The following is a 597-nucleotide window of genomic DNA, read 5'->3' on the forward strand; positions in this document are numbered from 1 at the left end:
GGAGCGGCGGGAGAGGAAGATAAGGAGGAAGGAGCTTTTCTCCCACAAGCCCCAGCAGCAGCTTCCGCAGTTGGGAGGCTTTGACCGGCTTGGCCAAAGTGGGGAGAGGGTCTGCTGTGGAGATGAAGTTGCGCCCCGTCAGCACTAGCGGTAACAGGCGGGGTTGCGCTGTCTGCAGGTCAGCCGCCAGGGTCAAGCCATCCCGGTCTGGCAGGGTGGCATCCAGAAGGGCCAGGTCAAAAGGACGAGTTCTAACTGCAGCCTGGGCTTCTGCCGCCAAGGCACAACAGGTTACCTCCATGCCCCAAGCGCTCAGCAGTCGGGATAGCAACTGCCGTTGACTGGCGTTGTCTTCCACCAGCAAAACCCGCTTGCCGGCCAAGCACGGATCCGGTGCGGCGGTTGGCAACAGCTCCTGGTCTGGCCTCTTTAGGGGGATGCGAAAGCGAAAAGTGGATCCCTGGCCCGGCTGACTTTCCACCCCGATTGCTCCCCCCATGAGCTGGCAGAGACGCTGGCTGATGGCCAAGCCCAGGCCGGTGCCCCCAAACTGGCGGCTGATGGAGCTATCCACCTGGCTGAAGGGCTTGAAGAGGC

The 597-nt window shown here is 62.5% G+C and carries 1 protein-coding gene; it reads right to left on the reverse strand.

Features of this window, described 5'->3' with window-relative positions:
- A partial coding sequence (locus tag NW837_RS04960) for an ATP-binding protein (protein ID WP_414329544.1) occupies nt 1-597 on the reverse strand: 597 nt, incomplete at both ends.

This window comes from Synechococcus sp. R6-10 (genome assembly GCF_047461815.1).
In the GTDB taxonomy this organism is placed as follows: Bacteria; Cyanobacteriota; Cyanobacteriia; order Thermostichales; family Thermostichaceae; genus Thermostichus.